An 8,751-nucleotide genomic window follows, 5' to 3' on the forward strand; every position below is an offset into this window, starting at 1 on the left:
TACCATTTTCAAAAGAGACAAATTTGCGCAACCAATCGAGACGGTCGTGTCCAAAATCCTCAATTTCTTCCCACCCTTGGCAGCCAGCAATCACAGCGCTGAGGGTAAGGAATAGGATATCAAAGAGTTTATGGACAACTTTACCTTGTTGACGAGGGTCATCAATGTTTGAAAAATATTTGAATAGCTGTAGTTGCGACATAGATTAACTTACTTCTTACAAAAAGAAGTATAAGATCACAAACTCAAGTCAAGGTAAAGCTTCGTGATCTTGCCCTGATCGAAAGCTTGAAGCATGCAGAGAGCTATTTTCACCTTCAACGCGGCCAACAGCGAACCAGTAATTGGTGGCTGTATCATAATGAAGCGTCTCAATATCTGGCAGATACCCACATAAAATTGGCATGGTGCCAACAATCATTGCTGCTCAGTGCTTAAAGGCTCTTTTGCAAAGATAGCTTTTAATAATTGGCTTTGTTCTGCTTTTATATCTAGAGAGTATTCCGTTCGCTGGTGGAAGTATGAATAACCAATATCAACAAACACAGGGGCTTTAGCTATCTCAGCCATTGGTAACATAGTGGCATAATCAGTCACCGATGCTATCCAGTCATGGTCTTTTTTAAAATAAGCGTGTGGAACGCTATCAAATAAAGACTTTTTAAATGCACGCTGATGAGCCCATACATTTCCTCCCCCTTTTTGCCTAATATTACTGTAGCTGGGTTGATACAATTTTAATGGTTTATTAGGGCGGAACATAGGCATGTGGATTAAGTCAGCACCTTGATTAGCCGCATCAAAAATATGCTTAACAACGTCATGTCGCATTAAACAGTCATCTTGATCTAGTATCACAATGATACTGTCATCATTAACACAAACATCTGAAATAGCTTGGATAAAATTCAGTACTCGCCCTTGGTTGTGTTGGTGACGTATCAAGGTTGTACGATCAAGCAGCTTATCGAGCAATATTGGATAGCACCAATTATGACTCGCCCCACTGGCGTCATCTATTAAGATGATCCCAAATGATTGATTGGATTGCATACGTAAGCTATCTAAGCATCTTTCAAGTTTATTTATTGTAGTGAAACGCCCTTTTAATAGGAAAATCACAGCTTCTTTGCGCTTTGAATACTGCCAATTAGCATGCGCGATTAAATCAAATTGTTCTTCTTGTTCTACAGGGCAACAACCTTGGGCAACCAAGTCCCTTATCTGATCGAGTGTTGTTGCTTGTTTATCTTCATTGCGGGGATGAATGTAGAAAGTGGCAGGATCTCCCCCACGTAATGAACTAAGCCCTGTTGTCTTTTGATGCGACTGTAAAGCACGGTGCCAAGTTAATGTGTATTTATCATTAATTATGGGGTTATTGATTGGCAGTGTTTGCTTAATTTTAACGAGATCTAACAAGCCCATTCTGACTTCGGGTGCAAATTGCCCTTCTTGTCCAAAATAGGGTAAAAATGCATCTGTAAACTTAGGGATATTAAAGCCTACGCTAATCACTTTAGGGTCGATTAATTCAGCTTTCATGTCTGCAATATAATCATGTTGCCAGTTTTTACGCCCCACCAGCACATCACAGTCACACTGTAATACATACCGTGTAGTGACTTGATTAAATGCCCATATCTGTGAAAAAAGCGGGGCCAGTGAAGTAGTATGTGATTGTGTAACCTTTGATGCACCAAACCATTGGCTGTAAGTAGCATATATCACATCACTTGAAGTAGGAGCGATAAGAAGTTTATCGACTATGCCATTGTTTACTAGCTCGTTGGCTGATGTGAGCAACTGGTTAAAATCACCTTGCTGGTATTGACGTAAAAATGGTCCTTGGTAGCTGTCGATTAACAGTAATACCTGGTTAAATTTTTTAGGGTAATTTAGCTGTGTAATGATATGGCTCACTTGAACGAACAGCACATCGGCATCCTGGGCACAGGCTTTAATTAGTAATGTGGTATCCTGATCTACTCCTACATTAGTACTGATTAGCATCTCAGGTTTTAGTGCCACATTGGGATGTAACGCTTCGATCAAGGCTAAATAGAAGTCTGAGAAGCCTCTTAATTGCTGTAACGCTTTATCTTGAGAGGTCGAAGAAGTTCGCCTGACTAATTCTTCATCGGGTAGCTGTAATATGGCAATGGCATACAACCGTGCAGACATATCTAAGAACCTGCTCGCCGTAAGAGGTTGGATATCACTCCCCACATCAATGTAATGCAGGCTGCCATCTTTCATTTGACGAATATTGTCCCTTTTTATATTTAAGCCACAAATCCCTGCCGCATACATTCCTTGTAAAAATTGGCCAACAACAATGGCTGACACAGGTAACTGCATCTCAGAGGTATATAAATTAGGGGTGCTGTAACTCCATTGTCCGTTTTGCTTGTGCCAGCTCACTTGGGGGACGATGTTGTTACTAGGTAAAGCTTGTTTTAACCAGCTGACTTGTTCATCATCGATTGCCCAAGGATAAAAAGACTTCTCTATGTTGTTTCCTTTTTGAATGACCACCCCTTCTTGCCCTGAGCCTAGATATTGAAATGGTAATTCTTGTACCTGCATCCATTGTTTTGCAGCAACGGCTAAACGATGCCTCTGTTCTGTCCAAATCGATTTTTGCTTATTGTTTCTCGTATCGATGCCATCCAACGTGTAAACAGAGTAGTAAGGCAAACTTACAATTTCACCTTTATATTCTGGTAACAATAATAAACGTGCAATTAACCAATGGTCTTCTGCACTTCGAATATTTGGGTATCGTTCAATAACCCTAGTGTTAAGTAACAAGTTGCATGATGGCAGTTCGTTATCAGACTGCCCATGGCAAAATGCATCAATAAATCCGGTAAGCTTGATTGGATTAAGTAATACTTCTGGTTTCGCAATATTGGTAACGCTTAAAAGCTGGTTATCTTGTTTTAATCTATTACTTCCAATAACAAAGTCAGCATTTGACGCTTCACCTCTTAACCATAAAGACTCAACACTTCTCGCGTTATCCAGCACATCATCAGCATCCAGCCGTGCTACCCAGTGAGCCGTAGTGGTAGATGCATAATCTAGCAGTTGGTTGCGGGCTCTGGCTGGAGAGCCGCAGAATGCGCCTAAAATTGTTACGCTAGGATGGTCGAGCAAGGTGCTACAGTGTGCTTGCCAATTATCTGTTGATTGATCATCGAGAATGACAATTTGTGCAGTGCTATTGTCGACTAACGATTGAGATAATGCGCTATGTAACGCTTGAGCAATAAATTCTGCTTGGTTACATAGATTAATTCCGATGATGACTGGGGCATTTTTATAATCTAATCCACATTCTTTTATCATTGTCAGTTGACGTAACGCTAACCCTACGGTTAAAGGCCGCGTATCTTTATGAGAGTGATCCTGCTGCAATTCTAATGTCCTTATTAGTGTTCATCTCATTAACTATTACTTGCTCTGAAATAGCAAATAATGAAGAAATTCGTTCAAAGTATTGTTCTTTTTGAGGTTGAGTCATTCTGTGGCCATGCAATAAGATAAACTGAGCACAACCCAATAATTTTTGTCTGGAACCCCTAGCGGATAAGGCTGTTGAGTGCATTCCTAAATTCCAACAAACGGTTACGGCTAGCGTGTACTCAATCTTGATATTAGTAATAGCTAACACTCTTATGGCCAAATCTTTATCGTTACTACTCACAAGGCCATCACTAAAGCCGCCAGCATCTATTAACAACTGACACTGTGCAAATGTGTTTGAGCCCTGCCAGCCAGGATTGCCGACTAAAAAATCACTTTGCTTGAGGTTGTTAGGAATATTATTAGCTACTGCGTGCCCTTCTTTTATGACAGATATCCCCGACAACAACAAACTTGCAGCTCCTCGCTGCGAATGTGTTAAACACAGTTCTAAATGATTGGTAAGCCAATAATCATCATCATCAAGAATGGCCACATAGCACTTAGGGTGGCACTCATTAATATAGGCTAGGCCTGTATTCCAGGAGCCCGCCGCACCTTGGCAACGTTCATTAATTAAGAATGTAACAGGTATGGGGGAGACTGCCGTCGTGATATCAGATTGCTCAGACTCAGTTAAAGCAACTCTATCGGTGACCAATACTATTCGTTCAGGAGGGCGAGTTTGATTCGCTATTGAAGGTAACGATACATTCATAAGCGAATCAAACCGAGGCATTGAAGCCATTAATGCAACAACTTCCATCAGTGACTAACCAACCTGCCACAGGTATTCATTTAGCTCATCGAGGATTGTGTCGAGCTGATCATCAAGCACGCTGTCAAAACGCTTTGCCCCTCCTTGATCGGCAAAACGTTGATTAACAAATTCTTTATCAATCACAGCCTCATGAACTAACTGCTTAGCTAAGCGTTCTAGCCACTTACGTTGGTTAGGATTCCAATCGTGTTGACTGAAAATGCGTTGCATGGCGTGATCAACCCGCTGTGAAAAAGGGATTAATGCTTCATCGAGCGCCGCTTGGCGGATATAACCGATAATGCTGGCCGCAATATCTTGGTTGGTATTTTTACGCCATGCACTTTGCAAATGCGCTTCACTAAAGCCCGCCTCATCTAGCAAGAGTTTGACCTCTTTAAGTTCTGCACGGGTGAGATCTTTAGGACGATTCACCACCACAGACAAGGCCGCTGATTGGTTGATATTCTGCTTAATAAAATGATTAAAGCTTTCAAGATAGTCAGCGGGCTTTTCGTGTATTCCATAGTTTTGATGGCGCTCTATGAACTCATCTCGCCCTTCATAGATGATTGGCATACTTTCACTGCCAACAAGATAACGAACTTCAGCTAGCTGATTAATCAAACTTTGATGCTGCTTAAAAAATTGTGCCGCCTCTTTAGGGCCAATTTGATGTAAATGCTGGTGGAGCTTATCGGGCGCTACGCCCCATAGCTCCTGAAGTTGGTCTAGCTTAGCTTTAAGCTCAGGCTTATCTTCGGCTTTTTTGACCGCTTTACGCATCACCCGCATCACTTTCTGCCCAAGTTGATTTAGCACATCATGGGCATGACTAGTGCCAACCTGCTCACCTGGGGTATTAAGCGCACGCTCTAAAAAGGTATTGTCACTTAACTCGTCCACCAGCTGCTCAAGAGTGATGTTAGGGTCTTTGACTATCGGCTTCATGGTATTGACGGCTTCAAGGGCACTATAAATATCAACCGGATCATAAATTTTGAATACGGTTTTACCGATATCGTCACAGCGACGGGTAGCACGGCCCATCATCTGCTCATACAAAATACGCGACTTAACTCGGCGCAAGAACACGATATGACAAATTTTAGGTACGTCTATACCCGTAGATAACAGATCCACTGTAATGGCTATATTAGGATAACGCTCATTTTTGTATTTGCGGATAAGCTGACTGACTTTGTCGCTTTGACCGGTAATTTTAGCCACTGCAGCTTGGTTATAATCATCGCCGTACATGTCAATGAAGGCTTTATCTAATAAGCGTTTGACCATGTCTGCATGCACGTCGGTGGCACAAAAAATCAGGGTTTTCTCATCGCCAAAAGGATCTAACTCTTTGGTTAACTCTTGGCATATGACCTCATTAAAGGACTCGGTAATCACCCGTCTATTAAATGATTCAACATCGAACTTTAACTCATCCTCTAAATCGGCTGTTTCAACTTCACCTGTTTGGGTATTAATAGAAGTAACTGTTTCACCTTTTTCAAACTTGATACCGTGCTTATTTAATAGGGTTTCATAGCGGATAGGCGGCTCGTGGTCGATAAGCCAGTCATCGGCAACTGCCTCACGATAGCTATAGGTGTAAACCGGTTTACCAAAAATTTCGCTGGTATGCTTGGCTGGGGTTGCCGTTAAGCCGATGCGTACCGCATCAAAGTAATCCAATACCCGCCGGTAGCTAGACAAATATTGACTGGCATCTCGAGTAACCAGCTCACCTTCTGTCATTTGTTGATCTAGGGCATAACCCCGATGGGCTTCATCGACAATGATGCAGTCGAATTCATCCAGTGGCGGCGGTGTGTCGGACATAAAGATACGCTTTACCATCGCTTGCACTGTTGCCACTTGAATACGAGTTTCGGCTTCACTGCTCATATCGCCAAGCTCGGCAATATTATAGATAGACGACAGCACTTTGTTTTGCTCAAGCTTGGCCTCATCAAAGGAGTCACACGCTTGCTCACCCAGGGCCGTTCTATCGACGAGGAACAAAATACGCCTAAAGCGCTCGGCCTTTAAAAATCGATACATCAAACCAATAATAGTTCGGGTTTTGCCGGTACCTGTTGCCATTGCCAGCAGACATTCAGTTTTATCTTGCTCTAAGGCCGATTCAACCGCAGCGATGGCTTTTTGCTGGTAATCACGTAGGCCCAGATAATCAAATCCTTCCTGTTGAAGTGATGTCTCTGCATCTTCACGGTTACGTTTTAACTTGTCGAGCAGGCCATCTGGGGAGTGAAACTGTTGCAATGCTTTCTTTGCATTGCTGGGTTTGCGCGTATCCCGAAACCAAGTGCCCGATAACTCGGCCAGTTGCTTATTAAATTCGCGGCCATTGCAGGAATAGACAAAGGGAATGTGATAGTGGCCATCGTCTTCATCCGCCCAAGCAACGGTGCGACCTTCTAACTCCCAAGCGCTTTGTTGGAAGGGAGTGACTTTGTATCCTTTTGAATAACGCTCGGCTTGAGTAATTTTACCTGCAACATTGGCGTTTTCTTTTTTCGCTTCAACAACGGCAATAGGCGTTAAGCCACAAAATAATACATAGTCGGCGCGACCTCTTTGACCTTTATGAAGTGTTGGCCATTCCGCAATGGCTAGATTTTTTCCTTTTTCTGGTCGAGTACCCTTATTAAACGTTAGCCTTTGGGTATCTGCAAGCCAGCCAAAAGCCTGGAGTTGCTGGTCAATAAGCACACGGGTTAACTCTTCATTTAATTCAACTTGAATACCTGCGTTACTAGCCCGTTTACTTAAATCAGATTTATGTTTACTTGCTGCTTTAGTATCAGTCTTAGCTTGCTCGACAAGTTCAATTTGAAGTGCTTTGATACGAGCTTCAAATTGACATTTTTGCTCTGCTAGTGCCTTTTCATGCATTGATGCTTGTTGAGAAAACGCACGCGCTTCGGCATCCATTTGTTCAGCTAATACTGCGTACTCTTCTTTTTCACGCGTTAGTAAATCAGTTAGCTGGTGGTTATCTGCTAATTGCTGGTGGTTTTCATTAAGTTCACTGCGCAGCTGATCTATCTGGGTTTGTAAATCTTGTAAGTGTTGACTTGGATCTTGGGGCGCAACAAACGGACCGGCTTTAAATGCAGTCTTTTGATCGCCAAATGTATGATGAAACCAAATCGCTAGGCTACGAGCTAACTTTAAACCTTCTAAAGCTTCTTTATGCTGGGTTTTGAATTGATGAGTCGCTTTATTACCTTCAATACGTAATGAGTGAAATAACTGGCGTACAACAGGCTCTAAATTCAGTTCTCGATGGATTTTATACAGCAGGTCTGCTTGAGTAGTTTTATCGTCGAATTCTATACCACATCTGGCAGCAATATCTTGTGCCATAGCTTCGCCGAGTTGGCGTAATTTTATTAGGGTAGTATTAGGGTCGCTGGTGAAGGCACGTTCAGCGCTGATGGCTAAATCGATAAAAATAGGGTCGTAGGATTTAAGAAAACTGAAGTTTTCTGATTTTTTATTGCTTGCATCCAATGCCATCACTCCTTCGTAGCATGCTAAAAACCTTAACAATTACGACTAATCATACTCTGTAAAAAAAGAAGAATCACGGTAATAATTGAACATACACGGATAACGGTCATAGTGGCAATAAAGAGGCAAATTATTTTTAAGATAGAATAAGACATATTTTAACTTCATACGGACATCAAATTTATACAAATTATATTGGCACTCTAATCCTATATAGATTTATGGCTGTAATAAAAACAGTCTTTCGTTTGATCTAGGTTTTAGGTAATGAAGTGAACGAAGAATATTCTAAATTATACAAATGGCACAACAAAATATGGCAGAGTCACAATTTGGTCACCGTTTGGTCACAACTAAGAAATAGGAAAAAATTCATCACTAAATTTTAGAAGTTCACTGAAAGGAATATTGAAATAAAAGCTAGAAAAGACAAAAGCCTAGCATTTCTGCTAGGCTTTCTAAATTTGGCAGGGGTGGCAAGACTCGAACTCGCAACCATCGGTTTTGGAGACCGCTGTTCTACCAATTGGAACTACACCCCTGTTGACGAGGGGCATTATGCTAAAACCCCTTCCAAAGGTAAAGCACTTTTTTAATATATCAGTTCAATTGCAGTTTTTTCAGGCAGTTGAACATGTTTATCGAAAGTAATGAAAATGAAAGACGTATTTATCACTATCTGTGTTAAAAACCATGTACTCATTGAAGCCACAGCCTTTAAATTTATTCAAATGAAACGACATAGCAGATACCTGTTGAGATGCATGCCATACATTCATTGAATGCTAAGGATCGAGTGGAAAGTCATGCCATCGACAATGGCAACGATGATCACTTAGTTATGCGGAATGGTATTATACCATTCCGCGAAAAAATGTGATCTAATTGCTATATCCGTTACTCACCTTTTTTAGCAATGAAACAACACACCAGTTTCGAATTAATCAGGCTATCCAAGCAAACAGCAGATGCCCGAATGC

Annotated in this window: 4 protein-coding genes and 1 tRNA gene; all 5 read right to left on the bottom strand. The window is 41.6% G+C overall.

Annotated features, from left to right (window positions below):
* Window positions 1–202: transposase family protein (locus IEW93_RS21220; RefSeq protein WP_188741197.1), on the bottom strand; the 202-nt coding region annotated here is incomplete at its 3' end.
* 215 nt (window positions 203–417) lie between these two features.
* Window positions 418–3,423, bottom strand: coding sequence for a glycosyltransferase (locus tag IEW93_RS21225; RefSeq protein ID WP_188741198.1), 3,006 nt, complete (start codon window positions 3,421–3,423; stop codon window positions 418–420).
* On the bottom strand, window positions 3,401–4,237 hold the full coding sequence (locus IEW93_RS21230) for a glycosyltransferase family A protein (protein ID WP_188741199.1): 837 nt from the start codon (window positions 4,235–4,237) through the stop codon (window positions 3,401–3,403). The genes IEW93_RS21225 and IEW93_RS21230 overlap by 23 nt, the downstream gene beginning before the upstream one ends.
* A 6-nt stretch (window positions 4,238–4,243) precedes the next feature.
* Window positions 4,244–7,777 (bottom strand): type I restriction-modification system endonuclease, encoded by a 3,534-nt coding sequence (gene hsdR, locus IEW93_RS21235; RefSeq protein ID WP_188741200.1) that lies wholly within the window; start codon window positions 7,775–7,777, stop codon window positions 4,244–4,246.
* Window positions 7,778–8,236: 459 nt separating this feature from the next.
* Window positions 8,237–8,313: transfer RNA gene (locus IEW93_RS21240), tRNA-Trp, on the bottom strand.
* Window positions 8,314–8,751: the final 438 nt, after the last annotated feature.

The sequence above is a fragment of the Shewanella inventionis genome (genome assembly GCF_014641855.1).
GTDB lineage: Bacteria > Pseudomonadota > Gammaproteobacteria > Enterobacterales > Shewanellaceae > Shewanella > Shewanella inventionis.